Annotated in this window: 26 protein-coding genes; 11 read left to right on the top strand and 15 right to left on the bottom strand. The window is 71.3% G+C overall.

The window, feature by feature from the left end; all coding sequences use genetic code 11:
• The first annotated feature begins 108 nt into the window (after window positions 1-108).
• Together ACIGEP_RS03770 and ACIGEP_RS03765 are read left to right on the top strand one after the other, a co-directional pair.
• The gene (locus tag ACIGEP_RS03770) at window positions 109-330 is read left to right on the top strand and encodes a DUF3107 domain-containing protein (protein ID WP_396660286.1); all 222 of its coding nucleotides are present in this window, start codon (window positions 109-111) and stop codon (window positions 328-330) included.
• A gap of 1 nt (window position 331) precedes the next feature.
• On the top strand, window positions 332-622 hold the full coding sequence (locus ACIGEP_RS03765) for a hypothetical protein (protein WP_396660284.1): 291 nt from the start codon (window positions 332-334) through the stop codon (window positions 620-622).
• A 21-nt stretch (window positions 623-643) separates the two neighbouring features.
• On the opposite strand, the gene ACIGEP_RS03760 is transcribed toward ACIGEP_RS03765, so the two are convergent.
• A complete protein-coding gene (locus ACIGEP_RS03760) occupies window positions 644-1,378 on the bottom strand; it encodes a ferritin-like fold-containing protein (protein ID WP_396660283.1) in 735 nt (244 codons plus the stop codon).
• Window positions 1,379-1,523: 145 nt separating this feature from the next.
• Here ACIGEP_RS03760 and ACIGEP_RS03755 point away from each other — a divergent pair, with 145 nt between their 5' ends.
• Window positions 1,524-3,044, top strand: coding sequence for a DEAD/DEAH box helicase (locus ACIGEP_RS03755; RefSeq protein ID WP_396660282.1), 1,521 nt, complete (start codon window positions 1,524-1,526; stop codon window positions 3,042-3,044).
• A 14-nt stretch (window positions 3,045-3,058) separates the two neighbouring features.
• Here the strand turns inward: ACIGEP_RS03755 and ACIGEP_RS03750 are convergent, their stop codons facing one another.
• Window positions 3,059-3,934 (bottom strand): PHP domain-containing protein, encoded by an 876-nt coding sequence (locus ACIGEP_RS03750; protein ID WP_396660281.1) that lies wholly within the window; start codon window positions 3,932-3,934, stop codon window positions 3,059-3,061.
• A gap of 56 nt (window positions 3,935-3,990) precedes the next feature.
• On the opposite strand from ACIGEP_RS03750, the gene ACIGEP_RS03745 reads away from it, so the two are divergent.
• From ACIGEP_RS03745 to ACIGEP_RS03735, 3 genes are read left to right on the top strand one after another with little or no spacing between them, the layout of a single operon-like run.
• Window positions 3,991-5,004, top strand: a complete 1,014-nt coding sequence (locus tag ACIGEP_RS03745) for an endonuclease/exonuclease/phosphatase family protein (protein ID WP_396660280.1) — start codon at window positions 3,991-3,993, stop codon at window positions 5,002-5,004.
• Window positions 5,005-5,035: 31 nt separating this feature from the next.
• Complete coding sequence (locus ACIGEP_RS03740) at window positions 5,036-6,454, top strand: aminopeptidase P family protein (protein ID WP_396660279.1); 1,419 nt, start codon at window positions 5,036-5,038, stop codon at window positions 6,452-6,454.
• Between the two features lie 10 nt (window positions 6,455-6,464).
• Complete coding sequence (locus tag ACIGEP_RS03735) at window positions 6,465-8,243, top strand: gamma-glutamyltransferase family protein (protein ID WP_396660278.1); 1,779 nt, start codon at window positions 6,465-6,467, stop codon at window positions 8,241-8,243.
• On the opposite strand, the gene ACIGEP_RS03730 is transcribed toward ACIGEP_RS03735, so the two are convergent.
• On the bottom strand, window positions 8,225-8,896 hold the full coding sequence (locus tag ACIGEP_RS03730; RefSeq protein WP_396660277.1) for an alpha/beta family hydrolase: 672 nt from the start codon (window positions 8,894-8,896) through the stop codon (window positions 8,225-8,227). The two genes, ACIGEP_RS03735 and ACIGEP_RS03730, sit on opposite strands and share 19 nt — an antisense overlap.
• Window positions 8,893-9,615 carry a general stress protein gene (locus tag ACIGEP_RS03725; RefSeq protein WP_396660276.1) on the bottom strand — a complete coding sequence of 241 codons (723 nt, stop codon included), beginning with the start codon at window positions 9,613-9,615 and terminating at the stop codon, window positions 8,893-8,895. The genes ACIGEP_RS03730 and ACIGEP_RS03725 overlap by 4 nt, the downstream gene beginning before the upstream one ends.
• A gap of 72 nt (window positions 9,616-9,687) precedes the next feature.
• Here ACIGEP_RS03725 and ACIGEP_RS03720 point away from each other — a divergent pair, with 72 nt between their 5' ends.
• From ACIGEP_RS03720 to ACIGEP_RS03710, 3 genes are read left to right on the top strand one after another with little or no spacing between them, the layout of a single operon-like run.
• Window positions 9,688-10,950: a magnesium transporter MgtE N-terminal domain-containing protein gene (locus tag ACIGEP_RS03720; RefSeq protein WP_396660275.1), complete on the top strand. Its 1,263-nt coding sequence runs from the start codon at window positions 9,688-9,690 to the stop codon at window positions 10,948-10,950.
• The gene (locus tag ACIGEP_RS03715; protein ID WP_396661011.1) at window positions 10,950-11,480 is read left to right on the top strand and encodes a DUF1003 domain-containing protein; all 531 of its coding nucleotides are present in this window, start codon (window positions 10,950-10,952) and stop codon (window positions 11,478-11,480) included. The genes ACIGEP_RS03720 and ACIGEP_RS03715 overlap by 1 nt, the downstream gene beginning before the upstream one ends.
• Entirely contained in the window at window positions 11,477-12,613 is a 1,137-nt protein-coding gene (locus tag ACIGEP_RS03710; protein WP_396660274.1) for an Mrp/NBP35 family ATP-binding protein, read from the top strand. Before ACIGEP_RS03715 ends, ACIGEP_RS03710 begins: the two co-directional genes overlap by 4 nt.
• Before the next feature lie 27 nt (window positions 12,614-12,640).
• Here ACIGEP_RS03710 and ACIGEP_RS03705 read toward each other — a convergent pair whose 3' ends face one another.
• A complete protein-coding gene (locus ACIGEP_RS03705) occupies window positions 12,641-13,033 on the bottom strand; it encodes a Sec-independent protein translocase TatB (RefSeq protein ID WP_396660273.1) in 393 nt (130 codons plus the stop codon).
• A gap of 75 nt (window positions 13,034-13,108) precedes the next feature.
• Here ACIGEP_RS03705 and ACIGEP_RS03700 point away from each other — a divergent pair, with 75 nt between their 5' ends.
• Entirely contained in the window at window positions 13,109-13,747 is a 639-nt protein-coding gene (locus ACIGEP_RS03700; protein ID WP_396660272.1) for an O-methyltransferase, read from the top strand.
• Window positions 13,748-13,817: 70 nt separating this feature from the next.
• Here the strand turns inward: ACIGEP_RS03700 and ACIGEP_RS03695 are convergent, their stop codons facing one another.
• From ACIGEP_RS03695 to dapE, 3 genes are all read right to left on the bottom strand, one after another.
• The gene (locus tag ACIGEP_RS03695; RefSeq protein WP_064506455.1) at window positions 13,818-13,991 is read right to left on the bottom strand and encodes a DUF3117 domain-containing protein; all 174 of its coding nucleotides are present in this window, start codon (window positions 13,989-13,991) and stop codon (window positions 13,818-13,820) included.
• Between the two features lie 93 nt (window positions 13,992-14,084).
• Window positions 14,085-15,284, bottom strand: coding sequence for a hypothetical protein (locus ACIGEP_RS03690; RefSeq protein ID WP_396660271.1), 1,200 nt, complete (start codon window positions 15,282-15,284; stop codon window positions 14,085-14,087).
• Window positions 15,266-16,342, bottom strand: coding sequence for a succinyl-diaminopimelate desuccinylase (dapE, locus tag ACIGEP_RS03685; RefSeq protein WP_396660270.1), 1,077 nt, complete (start codon window positions 16,340-16,342; stop codon window positions 15,266-15,268). Before dapE ends, ACIGEP_RS03690 begins: the two co-directional genes overlap by 19 nt.
• 37 nt (window positions 16,343-16,379) lie before the next feature.
• Between dapE and dapD the strand changes: the two genes are divergently transcribed.
• Window positions 16,380-17,324, top strand: a complete 945-nt coding sequence (gene dapD / locus ACIGEP_RS03680; protein WP_396660269.1) for a 2,3,4,5-tetrahydropyridine-2,6-dicarboxylate N-succinyltransferase — start codon at window positions 16,380-16,382, stop codon at window positions 17,322-17,324.
• A 4-nt stretch (window positions 17,325-17,328) separates the two neighbouring features.
• Here the strand turns inward: dapD and ACIGEP_RS03675 are convergent, their stop codons facing one another.
• The 7 genes from ACIGEP_RS03675 to ACIGEP_RS03645 all read right to left on the bottom strand — a co-directional run bounded on the left by ACIGEP_RS03675 (window position 17,329) and on the right by ACIGEP_RS03645 (window position 22,130).
• Window positions 17,329-17,790, bottom strand: coding sequence for an SHOCT domain-containing protein (locus ACIGEP_RS03675; protein WP_396660268.1), 462 nt, complete (start codon window positions 17,788-17,790; stop codon window positions 17,329-17,331).
• Between the two features lie 32 nt (window positions 17,791-17,822).
• The gene (locus ACIGEP_RS03670; protein ID WP_396660267.1) at window positions 17,823-19,118 is read right to left on the bottom strand and encodes a citrate synthase; all 1,296 of its coding nucleotides are present in this window, start codon (window positions 19,116-19,118) and stop codon (window positions 17,823-17,825) included.
• Window positions 19,119-19,230: 112 nt separating this feature from the next.
• Window positions 19,231-20,340: a succinyldiaminopimelate transaminase gene (gene dapC / locus ACIGEP_RS03665; RefSeq protein WP_396660266.1), complete on the bottom strand. Its 1,110-nt coding sequence runs from the start codon at window positions 20,338-20,340 to the stop codon at window positions 19,231-19,233.
• A 6-nt stretch (window positions 20,341-20,346) separates the two neighbouring features.
• On the bottom strand, window positions 20,347-20,667 hold the full coding sequence (gene fdxA, locus ACIGEP_RS03660; protein ID WP_396660265.1) for a ferredoxin: 321 nt from the start codon (window positions 20,665-20,667) through the stop codon (window positions 20,347-20,349).
• Window positions 20,668-20,677: 10 nt separating this feature from the next.
• Window positions 20,678-21,064, bottom strand: coding sequence for a DUF6113 family protein (locus ACIGEP_RS03655; protein ID WP_396660264.1), 387 nt, complete (start codon window positions 21,062-21,064; stop codon window positions 20,678-20,680).
• Between the two features lie 41 nt (window positions 21,065-21,105).
• Entirely contained in the window at window positions 21,106-21,420 is a 315-nt protein-coding gene (locus ACIGEP_RS03650) for an AzlD domain-containing protein (protein WP_064001805.1), read from the bottom strand.
• A complete protein-coding gene (locus tag ACIGEP_RS03645) occupies window positions 21,417-22,130 on the bottom strand; it encodes an AzlC family ABC transporter permease (RefSeq protein ID WP_396660263.1) in 714 nt (237 codons plus the stop codon). Before ACIGEP_RS03645 ends, ACIGEP_RS03650 begins: the two co-directional genes overlap by 4 nt.
• Window positions 22,131-22,133: the final 3 nt, after the last annotated feature.

The raw sequence follows: 22,133 nt of genomic DNA, 5'->3' as shown, positions 1-22,133 counted from the left end.
CCCCGCCCCGTTCGCCGACAGCGAGCGGAAGCGCGCGTCCCGCCCCGAGCCGGTGTCGTAGGCTCGAGACGCGCCCGGAGACCCGGGCCGGGAAAGGCAGGCATCACCGTGGAGATCCGCATCGGCATCGCGAACTCGCGCGAGCTCGGCTTCGACTCGAACGAGACGGCCGACGCCGTGAAGCAGACCATCACCGCCGCCCTCGACAGCGGCGCGACCTTCGTGACCCTCACCGATTCCAAGGGCGCCACCTACGTCATCCCCACCGCCGGCATCGCCTTCGTCGAGGTCGGCACCGACCAGTCCCGCCGCGTCGGCTTCGTCGCCTGACATGCTGATCGTCCTGGCGCTGGTCTTCGGGGCGATCGCGGGGACGGCCGTCCACTTCGCCCTGCCGCAGCGCTCGCTGCGCGGCGTCGCGGTCGGGCCGCTCCTGGGCGCCGTCGTCGGTACCGCTACCTGGACCGCACTGACCTGGGCGGGCCTCGGGCCGGACGCCGGCTGGATTTGGCTCGCCAGCATCCTTCTCCCGATCGTGCTGACGGCCGCAGCGCTCATCCTGATGTCGCGCACGCGCGCATCGCGCGATGCGCAGACCCGCCGCGAGCTCGGCGTCGCCTGACAGCACCCACGGGCGGGTCTGTCAGGCGTCGAGACCGATGCTCGTCATACGGCGCGAGTGTGCGCCCAGCAGCTGGGTGAACACCGGTTCGACCTGCTTCTCGTCGTCGACGTCGAGAGCACCCGGCCGCTCTGCGGTGCGCGGGCGCAGCGCGCCGCGGGCGACGAGCAGGGTGTCGCCGACGAGGCGCCGCCCCCACAGGCTCAGGAGCGATCGGAGTTCGTCGTCGGCGGAGATCGCATCGGTGACGATGCCCACGAGGGGCGACCGGTCGGCATCCGCTCGGAGGATCGCCGCCGCGCGACGACCCGTCTCGCCGTAGCTGCCGGACAGTGACAGGTAGAAGTCGTCGAGCAGCCCCGCCGTCAGATGCACCGACAGCATGGTCTCGAGCGGACGGGCGCCGTGGGTGGCCCGACGGAACGCGTCGAGCGGCTCACGGAACGGGAGCATGAGCTCGAGGGGGTCCTCGCCGCGGTCGCGGATGAGGGCCACCAGCGCCTGATGCTTGAACAGCGCGGCACCGGCCGCCCGCGAGAGCGACTCCTTGTGGGCGAGCTCGGGACTCCCCTCGATGACGGAGCTGAGCGTCTCGACGTACCCCAGCTGCAGATACGCGGCCTGACCGAGATAGGTGGCGACGTCGGGCGCGAGCTGCTCGAAGTCCACACGACGGACGTCGCTCGCGTCATCGCGCGAGCGCAACCGCAGAGTGCGCCCGGGGGGCCGCCGCCGCTGCCAGAACCACCTCACCACGGCACCAGCCTACGGGGCCGCGCGCACCCCTCCGGTAGGGTGGATGCGTCCCGGCGTCGGATCGGGACCCCGCGCCTGGGGCTGAGTGAAGGGCGTGGACCCTCATCACGGCGGCATCTCACCGCCAGACAGGCACGGAAACAGCATGACCACGTTCGCAGAGCTCGGAGTCGACCAGGACATCGTCGACACCCTCGCCGCCAAGGGCATCGTCGACACCTTCCCCATTCAGGAGCAGACGATCCCGCTCGGCCTCCCCGGCCAGGACATCATCGGCCAGGCCAAGACCGGCACCGGCAAGACCTTCGGCTTCGGCATCCCCGTCGTCCAGCGTCTCGGTCTGAACCCCGAGCCGGGCGTGAAGGCGCTCATCGTCGTGCCGACCCGCGAGCTCGCCGTCCAGGTCTACGAAGACATGGACATGCTGACCTCCGGCCGCGCGACGAGTGTGGTCGCCATCTACGGCGGCAAGGCGTACGAGGGTCAGATCGACCAGCTGAAGGCCGGCGCGCAGATCGTCGTCGGCACCCCCGGGCGTCTCATCGACCTCAACAACCAGCGCCTGCTCGACCTGTCGAACGCGACCGAGGTCGTCCTCGACGAGGCCGACAAGATGCTCGACCTCGGTTTCCTCCCCGACATCGAGAAGATCTTCCAGAAGGTCGCACCGGTGCGGCACACGATGCTCTACTCGGCCACGATGCCCGGACCCATCGTGGCCCTGGCCCGGCGCTTCATGTCGAACCCGATCCACATCCGCGCGAGCGACCCGGACGAGGGCCTCACGCAGGCGAACATCAAGCACCTCGTCTACCGCGCGCACTCGCTCGACAAGGACGAGGTCATCGCCCGCATCCTGCAGGCCGAGGGTCGCGGCAAGACGGTCATCTTCACGCGCACCAAGCGCGCTGCACAGCGACTCGTCGACGAGCTGAGCGACCGCGGCTTCAGTGCCGGCGCCGTGCACGGCGACATGAGCCAGGAGGCGCGCGAGCGCTCCATGGCCGCGTTCAAGGCCGGCAAGCGCGACGTCCTCATCGCCACCGATGTCGCCGCCCGCGGCATCGACGTCGACGACGTCACGCACGTCATCAACCACACGATCCCCGACGACGAGCAGACCTACCTGCACCGCGCCGGCCGCACCGGCCGCGCCGGGAAGACCGGCATCGCGGTGACCTTCGTCGACTGGGACGACCTGCACAAGTGGGCGCTCATCAACCGCGCGCTGGACTTCGGTCAGCCCGAGCCGGTCGAGACCTATTCGTCGAGCCCGCACCTCTACACCGAGCTCGACATCCCCGCCGGCACGAAGGGCCGGATCGCGACCGCGCCGAAGTCGGCTCCCGCACGCTCGTCCGCCGCGCCGGCGCGGGCCGCGGACGCCGCTGCGGAGCAGTCCGGCGAGGCCGGCACGCGCCGTCGTCGGCGGCGGCGCTCCGGCAGCGACGAGACGAAGGTCGGTTCGACGTTCGCCGAGGGGGCGGATGCCGCGGCATCCGACTCGTCCGCATCCTCCGGCGACGCGCCGGACCGGTCGGTCGACGGGGCCGGAACGCACGACGGGGCCGGCAAGGAGCACCACGACGGCAAGCCCGCTCCGGCACGTCGCCGGCGGCGTCGTCGCGGCGGATCCGGCGCCGGGGCTCCGGTCGCCGGGGCCTGACCGCCGCCGTCCCGCTACGGCGTGACGAGCGCGCTGCCCGTCCCGAGGGCGACGATCCGCGCGATCGCGTCGTCGGGCGTGGTGTTCTCGCCCGGGATGTTCGGCTTGCCCCGACCGTGGTAGTCGCTCGAGCCGGTCGCGATGAGCCCTCGCTCCTCGACGAGGCGGCGGAGCGTGCCGAGGGCGGGCTCCGTGTTCTCGCGGTGACCGAGCTCGAATCCGGCCAGGCCCGCGTCGAGCATGCCGCGCACGAGACGATCGGGCAGCAGTCCTGCCCGCCCGGCGGGGTGCGCGACGACGGGCACGCCCCCGGCGCCTGTGACAGCCGCGACGGCGGTCACAGGGTCGGGCGCGTAGAGGTCGACGTAGTAGTCGCTCCGCGGCGACAGGATGCCGCTGAACGCCTCGCCGCGGTCGCGGACGTGACCGCGGGCCACGAGTGCGTCGGCGATGTGAGGCCTCCCCACCGTCGCTCCCTCGGCCGTCTGGGCTTCGATGTCCTCCCACGTCAGGGCATAGTCGCGACCGATGCGGTCGGCCATCGTCCGGGCTCGCGTGAGACGGGATTCCCGGATGCGGTCGGTCAGCGCACGGAGCCCGCCGTCGTCCGGATCGACGAGATAGGCGAGCACATGCACGCTTCGCCACTCGTGGCGGGCCGAGAGCTCCATCCCCGGCAGGAACGACATGCCGAGCGACACCGCCGCGTCGGCCGCCTCCGCCCACCCCGACGTGGTGTCGTGATCGGTGAGCGCCGCGGTGCGGATGCCGTACCGATGGGCGGCGGCCATGACGGCGGCGGGTGGTTCGGTCCCGTCGGAGTGATCCGAGTGCAGGTGCAGGTCGCCGGGCCCGAGCGGGCCCGATGGAGCGACGGACCCGGCGGACATGGACTCGAGCGTACCGCGCGCAGAAACTCCCCAGCCTGCCCGCCTAATGTCGTGGTGTGCTGCGACTGACGGGGATCCTCTTCACGATCGCCACCGCCATCGTCGCCGCCGTGCTGACGTGGCCGCAGTTCTTCCGCCTGGAGCAGACTTTCCCGATCGCGCAATTGGTCTCGTTGCGACCCGTCCTCGCGCTCGGCTTCGCCGTCCTCGCCCTCGTGGGGCTCCTGATCTGCCTGGGACGGCGCACCCGCGGCCTCGGCGCCGGCCTCGCGATGATCGGCGTCCTGGCCGCCGGGGCGAACGTCGGCATCCTCGTCCTCCGCGGCGTCGGCACGACCGGACTCCCCGAGAAGACCGAGGACAGCATCCGCGTCATGACCTGGAACACCGCGGGCCCCGCCACCGACGTCGACGCCGTCGTGACGACGGCGATCGCGATGGACGTCGACGTCGTCGCGCTGCCGGAGACCAACGACGACACGGGTGAGGCGATCGCCATCGCGATGCGCGACCGCGGCAACCCCATGTGGGTGCACGAGGAGAACTACCAGGGTTGGGACGCGACGTACACGACGCTGCTCATCTCCCCCGACCTCGGCGACTACGCGGTCGTCGAATCGGACGCGTCGGGCACGACCAACACCTCCGTCGTCCCGAGCGTCGTCGCCATGCCCGTGAACGGTGACGGCCCGATCGTCGTGGCCGTCCACGCGGTCGCCCCCCGCCAGGGCGACATGGACCACTGGCGCAGCGATCTCCGCTGGATCGCCGACCAGTGCGCCAGCGACGACGTCATCATGGCGGGCGACTTCAACGCCACGGTCGACCACATGAGCCGGCTGGGGACGAGCGGCGGCACGATGGGGCGCTGCAACGACGCGGCCTCGGCCACGGGCAACGGAGCCGTGGGCACGTGGGACACCGCGTGGCCGGCCCTGCTCGGCACGCCCATCGACCACGTCATGTCGACGGATGCCTGGCGCGCGACCGGCTCCGTGGTCGTGACCTCCCTGGACGGCTCGGGGGGCGATCACCGTCCGGTGATCGTGCAGTTGGAGCGGGCGGGCTGACGTCCCGCGCGGTCGGTGCGAGACTGGGACGATGACCACCGACGATCGCGACACCATCGCACCGGAGACCACCGAGACCACGGCTGCGGCGACCACCAACCGCAAGCAGCCCTTCCCTGCCGGCTTCCTGGACTCGATCTCGACGGGTTGGGCGGAGCGCCCCGCATCGCTGCCGGCGCAGCGGGCCGAGGCGGCTTACACCGCGGCGCGCCGCGCGCGCGTCTCCGCCGCCTTCCCGGGGGCGCGTCTGGTCATCCCGGCGGGCTCGTACAAGCAGCGTTCGAACGACACCGACTACCCCTTCCGCGCACACTCCGCCTTCTGCCACCTGACCGGATGGGGCGCCGACGCCGTACCCGACTCTGTGCTGGTGTTCGAGCCGACCGGCGACGGACACGACGTGACGCTGTACCTGCGCGAGCGCGCCGACCGGACCACGACGGAGTTCTACGCCGACGCCACGATCGGTGAGTTCTGGATCGGTCCGCGTCCCGCGCTCGACGCCGTCGCGGCGGATCTCGGCATCCCGACGGCCCACATCGACACCTTCGAGAGCACGGAGAAGGACCTCATGGTCGACGTCGACGACGAGCTCACCCGGTTCGTGTCGGAGATGCGTCTGGTGAAGGACCCTTACGAGATCGCGCAGATGCGCCTGGCGGTGCAGGCCACCGGCCGCGGATTCGACGACATCGTCGCCGAGCTGCCCCGCATCGTCGACACACCGCGCGGCGAACGGGCCATCGAGGGCGTCTTCCACCTGCGAGCGCGCACCGACGGCAACGGCGAGGGCTACGACACGATCGCCGCCTCGGGTCCGCACGCCTGCTACCTCCACTGGACCCGCAACGACGGCGCGGTGGTGCCGGGCGATCTCGTCCTCATCGACGCGGGCGTCGAGGTCGACAGTCTGTACACGGCCGACATCACGCGGACCCTCCCCGTGTCGGGCACCTTCTCCGCCGTGCAGCGACGCATCTACGACGCGGTCGTCGACGCCGCCGATGCGGCCTTCGCCGCCGCGCGCCCCGGCGTGAAGTTCCGCGCCGTGCACGAGGCCGCCATGGCCGTCATCGCCGCCCGCACCGCCGAGTGGGGCCTGCTCCCCGTCAGTGCGGAAGAGGCGCTCCACGCCGACCGCGGCGGCCAGCACCGTCGCTACATGGTGCACGGGACGAGCCACCACCTCGGCATCGACGTGCACGACTGCGCGCAGGCGCGGCGCGAGATGTACTACGACGGTGAGCTCGAGCCGGGAATGGTCTTCACGATCGAGCCGGGGCTCTACTTCCAGATCGACGACCTCACGGTGCCGGAGGAGTTCCGCGGCATCGGGGTACGCATCGAGGACGACATCCTCATGACCGCGGACGGTCCGGTGAACCTGTCGGCCGACATCCCCCGGACCGCGGACGAGATCGAGGCCTGGATCGCCCGCGGCCGCTCCTGAGGTCCACTCGATGACCACCGCCGGATACACGGCGCCCTCGGCGTTCACGACCCGCCCGCAGCTGACCGGGACGTTCGGCATGGCCGCGTCGACGCACGCCACCGCGACGGCCGTGGCGATGGCGGTGCTCGAGAGGGGCGGCAACGCCTTCGACGCCGCGTGCGCGGGCGGGTTCGTGCTGCACATCGTGGAGCCGCACTTGAACGGTCCCGGCGGCGACCTCGTCGGGCTCTTCCAACCGGCGGATGCCGCGACCCCCACGGTCCTCATGGGCCAGGGCGCCGCACCGGCCGGTGCGACCGTCTCGCACTTCCGCGGCGAGGGCCTCGACCTCGTGCCGGGTGCCGGTGGACTCGCCGCGGCGATCCCCGCGGCCGTCGACGCGTGGCTGTTGCTGCTCCGCGACCACGGCACCTGGTCGGTCGCGGATGCGGTGTCGTTCGCGATCGACTACGCCGAGGCGGGGCATCCACTCCTGCCGGCCGTGTCGGCGACGATCGGACGGGTCGCCGACCTGTTCCGTGACCACTGGACCGCCTCCGCCGATCTGTGGATGCCCGACGGCTCCCCCGCGGCCGCCGGCGCACTGCACCGCAACCCCGCCTACGCCGGCGTGCTGCGTCGTCTTGCCGCCGCGGGCGCGGACCGCGGAGACCGGGCGGCCGCGGTCGACGCCGCGCGCACGGAGTGGCGCCGGCTGCTCGGCGACGCCTGCGACGAGCTCGCGCGCCCGCACCGTCACTCCAGCGGTACCGACCACGCCGCCGTGATCACCCGCGCCGACCTCGTCGCGGCGCCCGCCCGGTACGAGCAGCCGCTGTCGACCGGGTTCCGCGGTCGCACGGTCTTCAAAGCGGATGCCTGGTCCCAGGGCCCCGCGCTCCTGGCCGCCCTGCGTGTCCTCGACCCGCTTCCCGACGACCGGCTCGACCCTGCGACGACGACCGGGGCGCACACCGTCGTCGAGACGCTCAAGCTGGTCCTCGCCGACCGCGATGCGTACTTCGGCGACGGGACGGATGCCGGTGCCCTCCTCACCGACGAGGTCGTGAGCGCCCGCCGCGCCGACGTGGGCGAGCGCGCCTCGTCGCAGTGGCGGCCCGCAGTGATCCCGGGCAGGGATCCCTGGACGCCGCCGCTCCGCCGGGACGGCGCCGCCGCCGCCGGCACCGGAGAGCCGACCGTCGCGCGTTCCGGCGCGACGCGCGGGGACACCTGCCACATCGACGTCGCCGACCGATGGGGCAACGTCATCTCGGTCACCCCGTCCGGCGGGTGGCTGCAGTCCTCGCCTGTCATCCCGTCCCTCGGGTTCTGCCTGGGCACGCGCCTGCAGATGTGCTGGCTGGACGAGGACTCCCCCGCCGCGCTCCGGCCCGGTCGGCGCCCTCGCACGACATTGTCACCGACCCTCGTGCACGACGGCGACACCCGGATCGCGCTGGGCACGCCCGGAGGCGACCAGCAGGATCAGTGGCAGCTTCCGATGCTCCTGCGGATGTTCGTCGGCGACTACACCGCTCAGCAGGCGATCGATGCCCCCACGCTCCACACGACGGCGATGGTGGACTCGTTCTGGCCCCGGACGTGGGATCCGACGGGTCTGGTCGCCGAGGACCGTCTCGGCGAGGACGTGCTCCGGGGTCTCACCGCTCTCGGGCACGCCGTCTCGCGCGCGGGCGACTGGTCGCTCGGGCGACTGTCGGCGGTGGCGGTGGACCGCTCGGCGGGCATCCTCTGGGCCGCGGCGAACCCGCGCGGTGTGCAGGGCTACGCCGCGGGCCGCTGAATCCGCTCGCGCAGCCAGGGCACGGCGGCATCCGCTGTGGCACCGCCCACCTCGTCCGCGGCGAGCACGCGTCCGGCGACCTCGAAGGAGTGCCGGGCGCCCTCGAACCACAGGATCTCCGCATCGCGACACGAGGCGACCGCAGCCTCCAGGTCAGCGAGCGGCTGCAGGAAGGGGTCCTTCGTGCCGGCGAGGAAGAGCTGGGGCGCGGTCACGGACGGCAGGTGCGCCGTGCGGGATTTCTCGGGCCTGCCGGGCGGGTGGAGCGGGTAGCCGAGGTAGACGAGGGCATCGGGAGCGATGCGTCCCTCCGCCGCGGCCATCGACGCCATCCGGCCGCCGTAGGACTTGCCGGCCGCGGCGAACGGGATGCCGGGCGCCAGCTGACGGCAGAGGTCCTCGACTGCGGCCCAGGTCTCGATGGCGTGCGCGGCGGGCCCCGGCATCCGTCGTCCTGCCTGGCGGTAGGGGAAGTCGAACCGCACCGTGGTGAAGCCGGCAGCGGCCCACGCCCGCGCCGCGCCGGCGAGGAACGGGTGCTCGTGCCCCGCGCCGGCGCCGTGGGCGAGTCCCACGACGGCGACCGCATCGTCGGCGGCGTCGATCGCCGTGGCCACCTCGACCCTGCCCGTGGGCAGGGTGACGGGCATCATCGCGCGGCGTCGGAGGCGGGCGGCTGCGCGGGCGCGTCGCCCTCGTGCGGCGGTGTCGCCGGCGGCGCCGGCGCCGGGTCGACGCGCTCGCCGTAGCGGGGCGGCGCCGCGGGGTCCACGCGTTCGCCCTGCACGGGCACGGGCGCGGGATCGACCCGCTCGCCCCCGCCGGCCGCAGGCGCCGCGGCCGGGTCGACGCGCTCGCCGTAGCGCGGCGGTGCCGACAGGTCCGAGGGCGGGGCCTGCGGAGCGCTCGGCGCGGCACCCGGGCCGAGAAGCTCCTTGGCGCGGCCGAAGCTGCGGGGCAGAACCGTCACGTCGTAGTGGTCGGCGATCACCTGGGTCACCGAGGTGAAATCCCGGCGACGGCGCAGGATCGAGTAGCTGATGATGCTCATGAGCATGCCCAGGGCGATACCGACCAGCATGACCCCGACGAACAGCTGGAGCGCGGCGCCGGGGCTGCCGAGCACGAAGATCGCCGCGAACAGGAGACCCAACAGAACGCCGTTGATCGCACCCGAGCGGGCCGCGGTCGCGTACCCCAGTCGACCCGTCACGCGCTCGACGGAGCGCAGTCCGCGACCGACGATCGCGATGTCCTGCGCCGGGACGTCGGCGCTGATGAGGGTCGACACGGACTTCTGCGCCGCCTCGTACGACGCGTACTCGGCGACCGTCGCACCGTGTTCCTTCGGGGCCCCACCCATCATGCTCATGCCATCAGTCTCCCACGCGAGCCTTTGCGTCGGCGCAGTGAGCGCGAGGGATCCGCCGACTACGCTGGTCGGGTGAGTACGCAACGGGTCTTCGTCGCGCGCCTGACCGGGTGCGCCGTCTTCGACCCCGCGGGCGACCGTCTGGGTAAGGTCCGCGATGTGGTCGTGATCTACCGCAAGGACGACCCTCCGAGAGTGGTCGGCCTCGTCGTCGAGATCCCGGGCCGGCGCAACGTCTTCCTCTCCATCGGCCGGGTCACCTCGATCGCGACCGGTCAGGTCATCACGACCGGACTCATCAACGTCCGCCGCTTCGAGCAGCGGGGCGGCGAGGTCCGCGTCATGACCGAGCTGATCGGCCGCAACGTCCACCTGACCGACGGGTCGGGGTCGGCTGTGATCGAGGACGTCGCCATCGAACGCGACCGCCTCGGCGACTGGCAGGTCGGCCAGCTGTTCCTGCGTCGCCCGAAGACCAGCGCGTCGCCGTTCGCCAAGGGACCGACGACCTTCGCGCAGTGGAACGACGTGCGTGAGGACCAGGTGGCGGGTCAGATGCAGTCCGCCGAGCTGCTGGTCGCCTCCTACTCCGAGTTGAAGCCCGCCGACCTCGCCAACACGCTCCTCGACCTCCCCGAGGAGCGCCTGCTCGAAGTCGCCGAGGAGCTCCCCGACGACCGCCTCGCCGACGCTCTCGAAGAGATGCCCGAGGACGAGCAGGTGCACATCCTCGAAGCGCTCGGCGACGAACGCGCCGCCGACATCCTCGACGCGATGGAACCGGACGACGCCGCCGACGTGCTCGGACAGCTCTCCGACGCCCGCGCCGGCCAGCTGCTGGACCTCATGGAGCCCGAGGAGGCCGAGGACGTCCGCGCCCTCCTCGAGCACGGACCCGACACCGCCGGCGGCCTCATGACGAGCGAGCCGATCGTGCTCTCCGCCGACGCGACCGTCGCCGAGGCCCTCGCCCTCATCCGCCGCCACGAGCTGCATCCCGCTCTCGCTGCGGCGGTCTTCGTGACTCTGCCGCCCTACGAGACGCCCACGGGTCGCCTGCTGGGGGTCGTGCATTTCCAGCGGATGCTGCGCTACCCGCCGCACGAGCGCCTGGGTGCCATCATCGACGACACGGTCGAGCCGATCACCGTCTCGGCCAGCGCCGCCGAGGTCGCACGCCTGCTCGCGAGCTACAACCTCGTCTCGCTGCCCGTCGTCGACCAGGCCCGGCACCTCGTGGGTGCCGTCACGGTGGACGACGTCATCGACTACCTGCTTCCGGATGACTGGCGTTCCCAGGACACGCCGCGCGAGGCGCCCGGGGTGCGGCGATGATGGCGCGCGCGCCGAAGTCCGGGTTCGAAGCACCACGCGGTCGGCGCACCCGTGTGCTCAGCCGGCCCGCGCAGCCCTCGCGCGACCGATTCGGCCGTTTCACGGAGTGGATCGCCCGCGCGATGGGGACCCCCGCGTTCCTGCTGATCCTCACCCTGTTCTGCGTGGCCTGGATCGTATGGAACACGGCGGCGCCCGAGGGACTGCGCTTCGACGACGCCGCGCTCGGGTTCACCGCCCTCACGCTCATGCTCTCGCTGCAGGCCTCGTACGCCGCGCCTCTGATCCTGCTCGCGCAGAACCGCCAGGACGACCGCGACCGCGTGCAGATCGAGCAGGACCGTCAGCGGGCCGAACGCAACCTCGCCGACACCGAGTACCTCGCCCGCGAGGTCGTGGCCCTGCGGATGGCCCTCACCGACATGCAGGACGAGATGATCAGCCGCGACGTGCTCCGGCAGGAGCTCAAGGCGCTCCTCGAGCGGCTCGACGACCGCGAGCAGCCGGGCGACGGCGCACGATCCTCGTGAGCACGCCGTCCCGCGCGGAGGACGTCCGCAGGGCCGTGTCCGCGGTCGTCGACCCGGAGCTGCGGCGCCCGATCGGCGAACTCGACATGGTCCGGGACGTCGCCCTGGAGGACGGGACGGCGCTCGTCGGGATCGCTCTGACGATCGTCGGATGCCCCGCCGCGGACCGCATCGAACGCGAGGTCCGCGAGGCCGCAGCATCCGTCACCGGCGTCGAGGACGTCCGCGTGGACGTGGGGGTCATGACGCCTCCCGAGCGCGCGGCTCTCGTCGAGCGCATCCGCGGCGTGCGGAGCATGCCGTTCACCGCTGACTCGCTCACACGGGTCATCGCCGTCACCAGCGGCAAGGGGGGCGTCGGCAAGTCCACCGTCACCGCCAACCTCGCCGTCGCCTTGGCGGCACGCGGACTCGCCGTGGGGCTCATCGATGCGGACGTGCACGGCTTCTCGATCCCGGGGCTGCTCGGTCTGGTCGGCGAGGACGGCCGCCCGCCGCAGCCGACGCGGCTCGACGACCTCATGCTGCCGCCTGTCGCGCACGGGGTGAAGACGATCTCGATCGGGATGTTCCTGCCTGAGGGCGCCTCTCCCGCAGTCGCGTGGCGCGGTCCGATGCTCCACCGCACGGTGCAGCAGTTCCTCACCGACGTGCACTTCGGCGACCTCGACATCCTCCTCATCGACATGCCGCCGGGCACCGGTGACGTCGCCATCTCCGTCGGTCAGCTCCTCCCCCACGCGGAGGTGCTCGTCGTGACGACTCCCCAGGCGGCGGCGGCTGACGTCGCGGTCCGCAGCGGGGTGGTCGCCCGTCAGACCGGCCAGCGCATCGTCGGGGTCATCGAGAACATGGCGGCGTTCGCGCTGCCCGACGGCACCCTCGTGGACGTGTTCGGTGCCGGCGGAGGACACGCGGTCGCCTCCGCACTCTCGGTCGACGGCGCGGCGGTGCCGCTGCTCGGTTCGGTCCCCCTCAGTCCGGCGCTGCGACGGGGTGGGGATGCGGGTGAGCCCGTGGTGCTCTCCGCTCCGGACGACCCCGCCGCACGGGCGATCGCCGCCGTCGCGGACGCGCTCACGGCGACTCGCTCCTCGCTCGCCGGGCGCGCCCTGCCCGTCTCCCCCGCCTGAGCGACAGCCCGCTTCGGATGCCGCGGCTCAGGTCGCTTCGGTGTCGAACGGTACCGTTCCCGTCTCGGAGTCCGCGGATGCCTCCGGTCCGGTGGCCGGCTGGGCTGCGACGGCGACCGCGGCGGCCATGGCAGCAGCACCCGCCGCGACCGGTTTGACCGGCGCGTCGTCGATGAGCGCCTCGCGGATGATGCGACGCGGGTCGTACTGACGCGGATCGAGCTTGCGCCACTCGATCTCGTCGAAGTCGTCGCCCATCTCCTCCTTGACGCGCGTGCGGGCTCCGTCGAGCCAGTCGCGGACGCGGCGCGTCAAGCGGGCGAGCGACGCCGCGTAGCCCGGCAGCCGCTCGGGTCCGAGCAGGAGGGCGGCGATGAGCGCGATGAGGAGGATCTTCTCCAGATCGAGCCCGTTCGACATGCTTCCCAGGTTACCCGTGCGCCTGAGGCTCACGGCATACACCCCCGCATAGGCTGAGCGGCGGAGGTTCACCACATGGGAGATCACGAGGCCGTTCGCAGGTTCGCCGCCGAGTCGACGGTCGAGCCGGACGCCATCGCGAGAGCGCGCGCTCACGCCCTCGAGATCGGCGCGCATCCGATCAGTCCCGAAGTCGGCGCGCAGTGCGCCGTGATCGCCGGCGCCAGCCGCGCCCTCAACATCGTCGAGATCGGGACCGGCGGCGGCGTCTCCGGCCTCTGGCTGCTCCACGGGTCGCCGCGGGCGACGCTCACCACGATCGACAAGGAGCCCGAGCACCTCGCGGTGGCACGCGCCGCCTTCACGGATGCCCGCATCCCGGCGGCTCGGGTGCGCTTCATCTCGGGCCGCGCCGCCGATGTCCTCCCGCGCATGAACGAGGCCTCGTACGACGTCGTCCTCATCGACGCCGACCCCGAGGGTGTCATCGAGTACGTCGAGCACGGTCTGCGCCTCGTCCGATCAGGGGGCACGGTCCTCGTCCCCCGCGTCCTCGCCGGCGGCGCCGTCGCCGATCCGGTGCGCCGCGGCCCGCTCGAGACCGCCTACCGTTCACTGATCCAGGAGACCCAGGCCTCCCCCGCCGTCCTCGGTGCGCTCTCCATCGTCGGTGAGGGCCTGCTCCAGCTCACGACGGTGGCTGACGGCGCCTGAGCGCCACGCGACCGTCGTCGATGCGAAAAGGCCGGTCCCTTCGGACCGGCCTTTTCGCATCGAGTCGGGGTCAGGCGGCGCCGACGACCCCGCTGAGAACGCTGTGGAGTTCCTTCGCCTCGTCATCGTTCACCGAGACGACGAGTCGACCGCCCCCCTCGAGCGGAACACGGACGATGATGAGACGGCCCTCCTTGACGGCCTCCATAGGTCCGTCTCCGGTGCGCGGCTTCATGGCTGCCATTGTGGGGCTCCCTTTCGTCTTCGGCCTTCCCCTTTAGTCTACCCAATGGGGTGATCGCCTTCGGCGCGCGCGCCTCACAGCGGACGCTTATCGTCACGGAATCCGGAAGAACGTGTCGCCCAGCGCGAGCATCTCGTGGATCCACAGCCACTGACCGCCGAGGCACAGCGCCAGCACACCGATCCGCCACCACCGCGACGGCGGCACGGCGACGGCCGCGGCCACGGGGGTGAGGGGAAGAAGGAGCCGGAAGGTGCTCGACTGCGGGAAGAACACCGCGAGCAAGTAGATCAGGTAACTGGCGCCCCACAGCCGGATCTCCGGGCCGAGGCGGCGCACCTGCGGTGCGCCCACGAGGACGACGGCGACCCCCACGACCAGGACGCCCAGGGCGATCGGTCCGAGCATCGGCGGCAGACCCCAGATCCCGAACCAGACCGACGACGCCGTCACGAAGCCCGAGAACGGGATGAACTGCTCCTCCGATCCCACCCAACTGCGTCGCCACGCCAGTTCGGTCTCCAGGTAAGCGGCCGGGTCCCCGGTCCCCACGCCGGCGATGACCTGCCATGCGAATCCGACGACCGTGGCCAGCGCACCCAGCGCGACGATGTGGACGATGTGCCTCGTCGGGAGCGGGTCGGCGCGTCGCCGCATCCATCGATGGATCCCGTACAGCCCGAGGAGCAGCGCGAAGGCGAGGACGCCGGGGCGGGTGAAGCCCATGAGCACGACGAGCGGATAGATCCAGCCGAAGCGACGCGCCATGAGCGCCCAGAGGGCGAGGAAGAGCCAGAGCAGTCCGAGGGACTCGGCGTACCCCATCTGGAACATCGCCGCGAGAGGGCCGTTGGCAAAGAGGATCACCGCCCACAGCGATGCCGTCTCGCCGATGCGCGGGCGCAGCATGAGGAACAGGACGACGGATGCCGCGTACCCGGCGACCAGGGCGAGCACGACGGCTCCGGCGGGGTAGCCCCCGAGCACGGTACCGAGGGCGCGGCCCAGCCACGGGTACAACGGGAGGAACGCCCAGGCGTTCTCGGTGACCTGCCCCGTGTCCGTCACCGGGAGGACCGACGGGTAGCCGCGATCGGCGATGACCCAGTACCACTGCGCATCCCACCCCATGGAGAGCGAGGGGATGGTCGCATCCGCGCCGAAGCGCGACGTGGGACCCGACAGGGTGGCGGCGGCCCAGAACAACAGGGTGGTGACCAGGCGGGCCGAAAGGTAGACGACGGCGACGGTGCCGGCGACGGAGGCTGCGGACCTCAGTCGCCGCTCAGCCATGCCCGGAGGCCCCGCTCGACGTCCTCGATCTGCGCGATGGGGACGCGTTCCTCGTCGTGGTGGGCGAGGTGGGGGTCGCCGGGGCCGTAGTTGACCGCCGGGACACCCATCGCCGAGAAACGCGCGACGTCGGTCCAGCCGTACTTCGGCTTCGGGACCGCGCCGACGGCGGCGACGAATTCTTGCGCGAGGGGCGCGTCGAGACCGGGTCGGGCTCCCTCGGACAGGTCCACCACCTCGACCTCGAAGCCGGCGAGGACGTCGCGCACGTGCGCTTCGGCTGCCGCCGCATCCTTGCTGGGAGCGAAGCGGTAGTTGACCTCGACCTCGCAGGCGTCGGGGATCACGTTTCCGGCGATCCCGCCACCGATGCGCACGGCGTTGAGGCCCTCGCGATAGAGCAGCCCTTCCACCTCGATCTCGCGGGGTCGGTACTCGGCCAGACGCGTCAGGATGGGTGCGGCCTTGTGGATGGCGTTCTCCCCGATCCATGCCCGTGCGCTGTGCGCCCGCACGCCGGAGGTACGGACGATCGCACGGAGGTTGCCGTTGCACCCTCCCTCCACCTGTCCGTTCGACGGCTCGCCCAGGATGGCGAAGTCCGCAGCGAAGAGGTCGGGGCGCGATGCCGCGAGCCGGGTCAGTCCGTTGAGCTCGGCCGCGACCTCCTCGTGGTCGTACCACATCCACGTGATGTCGACGCGGGGGTCGGTGAGCTCCGCCGCGAGCTTCAGCTGCACCGCGACGCCGGCCTTCATGTCGACGGTGCCCCTCCCCCAGAGGACGGGTTCGCCGTCCACGTCGATGTCTCGGGTCGGGACGTTGCCGTTGATCGGGACGGTGTCGATGTGCCCCGCGATGGCGACGCGCTGTGCACGGCCGAGACGCGTCCGGGCGACGATCGTGTCGCCGTCGCGGTGCACCTCGAGGTGCGGCAGATCCGACACGGCCGCGAAGATCGCGTCGGCGAGGACCGTCTCGTCGTCCGACACGCTCGGGATGTCGCAGATGGTCCGGGTCAGGTCGACGGCGGAGGAGCGGAGGTCGAGCCGGGGCATGACGTCGAGTCTAACGACGGCCCGATAGCCTGGAACCATGAGTGACGCACGGTGGGTCTGGGGCATCGGTCTGGCGACGACGAGCGAGGACGGCACCGTCCTCGACACCTGGTACCCCGCACCCGCGATCGGCCGTGCGCCCGAAGACGTGGACACGACCGAGCTCGACGCGTACGCGGGCGCGGACGAGCGACGCGCCGTCTCGGTTGCCGTCGTCGTCGTCGAGGTCGACCTCGACGCCGCGCCCGCCGACACCTCCGACGCCTACCTGCGTCTGCACGCGCTGTCGCATCGCCTCGTCGCGCCGAACGAGGTCGACCTCAGCGGGATCTTCGGCCACCTGCCGAACGTCGCGTGGACGAGCGCCGGTCCCGTACACCCCGATGACCTGACACGACTCCGGCCGGCGCTGCAGCGAGCAGGCGTCCAGGTCGTGGGGATCGATAAGTTCCCGCGCCTGACGGACTACGTCGTGCCGGTGGGCGTCCGCATCGCCGATGCCTCCCGTGTGCGCCTCGGCGCACACCTCGCCCCCGGAACCACCGTCATGCACGAGGGGTTCGTCAACTTCAACGCCGGGACCCTGGGGGCCTCGATGGTCGAGGGCCGCATCTCGCAGGGCGTCGTCGTCGGCGACGGCAGCGACATCGGCGGGGGTGCATCGATCATGGGCACGCTGTCCGGCGGCGGCAGCCATCGCGTCTCCATCGGAGCGCGCACCCTTCTCGGGGCGAACGCGGGCATCGGCATCTCGCTCGGGGACGACTGCATCGTCGAGGCCGGCCTGTACGTCACGGCAGGCACGAAGGTCGTCCTCGCCGGGGAGCCCTCGCGCGCGGACGGCACGCTGCCGACAACGAAGGCCGCGGCTCTGTCTGGCCAGAGCGGCATCCTGTACAGGCGCAACTCCCTCACCGGTGCGGTCGAAGCCGTCCGCCGGGAGGGCGTGGGAGTCACCCTCAACGCCGACCTGCACGCCTAGGGAATCAGCCCCGGAGAACCGCGGCACGCGCCTCGCGGTGCTCCTCGTCGCTGATGATCCCGCGAGAACGCAGGTCGTCGAGCTCGATGAGTCGCTGCTCGATCGTCGGCGGTGGCGCGGCAGTATCGGCGACGGTCTCCGTCGGGGCCGGCGCGAGCACATCGCTGCGGAGCACGCGGGCGGCGATCTGCGCGTCGACGGTGAATGGATCGATGCCGGCGTCACTCAGGATCCGGTACTTCCGCGCCCGGATGACGAGACCGAAGATCGCCCCGACGATCCCCAGGACGATGACCAGCCCGACCATCGCGGAGAAACCCGACGCCGCGTCGCCGATTCCGCCCGGGTCCATCATGCCGCCGTCGATTCCGGGCGGCACACCCACGACACCGTCATCGATGTACCCGCTGTCATCGACGAAACCCGAGTCGTCGACGGACAGACCTACCCCCGGCATCCACCCCATGCGCACACCATAGCGGGCTGCGGGGCGTCCGGTCAGCGCGAGACGGGGTAATCCCGCTCCGTCGCTCCCGTGTACAGCTGCTGCGGACGACCGATCTTCGTCTGCGGGTCGTTCTGCATCTCGCGCCAGTGTGCGAGCCAGCCGGGAAGGCGGCCGATCGCGAACAACGGCGTGAACATGCGGGTGGGGAAGCCCATCGCCTTGTAGATGACGCCGGTGTAGAAGTCGACGTTCGGATAGAGGCGACGCTCTTTGAAGTAGTCGTCGTTGAGCGCGATCTCCTCGAGCTCGTTGGCGAGGGCGAGGAGCGGATCCTCGACGCCGAGCTCGCGCAGGACCTCGTCGGCCGACTCCTTCACGAGCTTCGCGCGCGGGTCGTAGTTCTTGTAGACGCGGTGCCCGAAGCCCATGAGCTTGACACCGTCCTCCTTGTTCTTCACCCGCTCGACGAAGCGCTGCACGCTCTCGCCCGAATCCCGGATGCGGGCGAGCATGTCGAGCACGGCCTCGTTGGCGCCGCCGTGCAGCGGTCCGTAGAGGGCGTTGATGCCCGCCGAGATCGAGGAGAACTGGTTGGCGCCCGTCGATCCGACCAGACGGACCGTCGAGGTCGAGGCGTTCTGCTCGTGGTCTTCGTGCAGGATCAGCAGCCGCTCCAGGGCGCGCGACATGACCGGGTTGATCTCGTACGGCTCGGCGTTGTTGCCGAAGTTCAGCTTCAGAAAATTGTCGACGAAGCTCAGCGAGTTGTCCGGGTACAGGAACGCGTGCCCGATGCTCTTCTTGTGCGCGTACGCCGCGATCACGGGAAGCTTCGCGAGCATGCGGATGGTGTTGAGCTCGACGTGCTCGGGGTTGTGCGGGTCGCTCTGCCCCTCGTAGTACGTCGAGAGCGCGGCAGTCGCGGCCGAGAGCACCGACATCGGGTGCGCCGTGTGCGGCAGCGCCGAGAAGAAGTGCTTGAGGTCCTCGTGGAGCAGCGTGTGACGGCGGATCTTCTCGTCCCAGTCCGCCAGCTCGTCGGCCGTGGGGAGCTCGCCGTACAGCAGAAGCCACGCCACCTCGAGGTAGGTGCTGTGCTGGGCGAGCTGTTCGATCGGGTACCCGCGGTACCGCAGGATCCCCTGGTCGCCGTCGATGTACGTGATGGCGGACTTCGTCGACGCCGTGTTCACGAAACCGTAGTCGAGCGAGGTGTACCCGGTCTGCCTCGTGAACGAGGAGAAGTCGACACTCGGCACCCCTTCGCTCCCGGCGACGAGCGGAAGCTCCGCGGTCGTGTCACCAATGGTCACGGTGGCCTTCTGAGGGGTGTCCGCGTTGGTCACGAAGCCTCCTTGCGGTCGTCGGGAGCGGTCTCTACAGCCTAACGGGGAGATGGCGCCTCTCCTGACGCGCCCAACGGATCGCGGCATCCGTGAGAGGAAACCTACGAAGATGCTACGAGGATGCGGTCAATCGCCCCGCGGCCGCCGCGATGCGATCGTCGGTCGCCGTCAGCGAGAAGCGCACGTGCTGCGGGTAGTGGGCGCCGTAGAAGTGTCCCGGGCCGGCGAGGATCCCGAGCTCGGCGAGCCGGGCGATCGACTCCCACGCGTCCTCCCCGGCGGTGGCCCACAGATAGAGCCCGCCCTCGCTGTGATCGATCCGGAAACCCGCCGCCTCGACGGCCGGCTTGAGGATGTCGCGACGCGCCCGGTACAGCGCGCGCTGATGCTCGACGTGGTCGTCGTCGCCCAGCGCCGCGACCATGGCCGCCTGCACGGGGCCGGGCACCATCAGTCCGAGGTGCTTCCGAGCCGTGACGAGGCCCGCCACCAGCTCGACGTCACCCGCGAGGAACGCTGCACGATACCCCGCGAGGTTGGACTGCTTGCTGAGGGAGTAGACCGACAGCAGCCCGGTCAGGTCCCCGCCGGTCACCCGGGGGTCGAGGACGCTCGGCGCCGCGGCATCCGCCCACGGCCCGTCCCACCCGAGTTCGGCGTAGCACTCGTCGGAGGCGAGCACGGCCCCCAGTTCCCGCGCGCGTCGGACGGCGCGCCGGAGGTCGTCGATGCCCAGCACGCGACCGTCAGGGTTGCCGGGCGAGTTGAGCCAGACCAGGCGCGTGGTCTCAGGCCATTCGTCGGGGTCGTCGGACGCGAGTGCATCGGCGCCGACGAGGCGCGCACCCACCTCGTACGAGGGGTATGCCGCTCGCGGGTGGACGACGGTGTCGCCGGGTCCGAGTGCGAGCAGCAGCGGCAGGAGCGCCACGAGCTCCTTCGAGCCCACCGTCGGGAACACGTGTGCGGGCGTGAGGCCGGGAACGCCGCGACGCCGCGCGTACCACCCGGCGATCGCCTCGCGCAGCGCCGGACTACCGACCGTCTGCGGATACGCGTGGGCGTCGGTCGCCCGCTGCAGCGCATCGGCGATCACGTCCGGAGTGGGGTCGACGGGCGACCCGATCGACAGGTCGACGATGCCGTCAGGATGCTGCCGGGCGCGCTCCGCATAGGGGGCGACGGCGTCCCATGGGTAGTCGGCGAGGTCGCGGACGCTCATGAGAGGTCAGTGCGCCTGCGGAGGGAGAGCCGCGATGACGGGGTGATCCTTGGCGATCACTCCGACCTTCGCGGCGCCGCCGGGCGAGCCGATGTCCTCGAAGAACTCCACGTTCGCGGTGTAGTAGTCCTGCCACTCGGCCGGGAGGTCGTCCTCGTAGTAGATCGCCTCGACCGGGCAGACCGGCTCGCACGCGCCGCAGTCGACGCACTCGTCCGGGTGGATGTAGAGCGACCGCTCGCCTTCGTAGATGCAGTCGACGGGGCACTCGTCGATGCAGGCTCGGTCTTTGACATCCACGCACGGGAGAGCGATCACATACGTCACGGGATCGAGTCTAGTTCGTGGATCGGAAGCGGGATGCCGACGGCCACGCCACGACCAGGGCGGCGACCAGGGGCACGAGGAACGTCCAGATGAGACCGGGCGTGATCGTCGCCCCCTCCGGCGGCGCGGGGACGACGACGGAGCCGCCAGGCCCCTCGTTGGCGAACAGCAGGGTCGCGATCATCGCGCCGAGCCCGCAGGCGAGGGCCGAGGCGCGCTCGCCCGTCAGGGTGCGCACGGCGATCAGGAGCGCGGTGAATCCGATGGACGCGACCACCAGGCCGACCGGAATCACTCCCCAGACGGCCGCCTGGCCGATGGTGCCGGCCACCCCGTAGACCACACCGATGACGGCGGCGAGGACCCAGGTGGCGATCCGGGCGAGCAGGGCGTTCACCTGCACAGTCTAGGCGCGCGGCCCCTGAGCGGTCGGGGAGGTCACGCCGCCCACCCCCACAGGCGAAGGAGCGCAGCGGTCGCGGCGGCCGCCACCACCACGACCAGGAACGGCGCGCGGATCACGAGGAGCCCGGCCGCGACGAGGACGGCGGGCAGCCGGGCGTCGACGACGACGGCCTGTCCGGCACCCAGCGTCTGGACGACGACGAGGGCTGCGAGCAGGGCGACGGTGAGGAGGTCGATCGTGCGCGACGGACGTGGCGCATCGAACCACGCCGGCGGCACGAGGTAGCCCACGGTCTTCAGCGCGACGCAGACGATCGAGGCGAGGAGGATGGCGTGCCAGAGCGTCATGACGCGACCTTCGGGGACGTCGTGTCACGATCGCCCAGCCAGTTCGTCCATCCGACGGCGAGGGCGACGACCGCGGCCACGAGGACAGGGATACCCGGCATGAGCAACGGTATCGAGATCGCCGCGACGACCGCCGCCGCGGCCCCCAACGCGATCGCCTGACGACGGCGCAGACGCGGCCAGAGCAGGGCGAGGAACGCGCCGGCCGCTGCGGCATCCAGTCCGTAGGTCCGGACGTCACCGAGGACGTCGCCGAGGAGCGCGCCCGCGAGCGTCGTGAGGTTCCAGCCGAGGTAGATGCCGATGCCGGTCACCCAGAAGCCGATGCGGCGCGCACCGGCATCCGTCTGCGCGAGGGCGACCGCCGTGGACTCGTCGATCGTGAAGTGGGATGCCGCGGCCCGGCGCCAGAAGCCCGGTCCCACGACCGGCGACATCCGCAGGCCGTAGGCCACGTTGCGCATGCCGAGCAGACCCGCCGAGGCGATCGCCGCGCCCGGCAGGCCTCCGCCGCCGATCACGCCGACGAAGGCGAACTGCGATCCACCGGTGAACATGAACAGACTCAGCACGCAGGTCTGCCAGACGTCGAGACCGGATGCCACCGCCAGGGCGCCGAAGGACACCCCGTACGCGCTCGTCGCCAGTGCGACGCCGAGGGAGTCCCGCCAAGCTCGACGTGTCGGCGGCTCCTCCCCCGTCACCGCCATCGC

This window comes from Microbacterium sp. NPDC077663, assembly GCF_044542795.1.
Classification (GTDB): Bacteria; Actinomycetota; Actinomycetes; order Actinomycetales; family Microbacteriaceae; genus Microbacterium.
The sequence above is the reverse complement of the archived record's forward strand: the minus strand, read 5'-3'. Positions and strand labels throughout refer to the sequence as shown.